General features: G+C 68.0%; 1 pseudogene. It reads right to left on the bottom strand.

Annotation, left to right across the window (positions count from 1 at the left end):
• Positions 1 to 102 precede the first annotated feature (102 nt).
• Positions 103 to 325 (bottom strand): annotated as a pseudogene (locus tag ACAM49_RS40395) (HNH endonuclease); the annotation flags it as partial.

The following is a 325-nucleotide window of genomic DNA, read 5'->3' as shown; positions in this document are numbered from 1 at the left end:
GCGACCACGCTTCCCCGTGCTTTGCGCACGCCAGCCACGCACGAGCATTGGGGAGGGAAGCAACCCACGGGGCCCCACCATTGGGTGGGGCTGCCACGGGAATTAGGGACGCAACCCGCACCGGACCGCCGGGCGCGTGCGCGTCCGTTTCCGAATCCCGGTCAGGGCAGCCGCTTTCAGCTCCCCGGCATGGTGACGGTCATTCACCTGCGGAGTCTGAGAGGGATCGATCGAGGCAGGGGCGATCCAGCCGATGCGCCCGGCATGCTCGGAACCCGGTGGCATCACCACCGTCTTCCACTTGTCCGGGCCTTCCCCGATCAAC

Source organism: Nocardia sp. JMUB6875, from assembly GCF_041154655.1.
Taxonomy (GTDB): Bacteria; Actinomycetota; Actinomycetes; order Mycobacteriales; family Mycobacteriaceae; genus Nocardia.
Note: the sequence above shows the minus strand (reverse complement) of the source record. Positions and strands in the feature narration are given on the sequence as shown.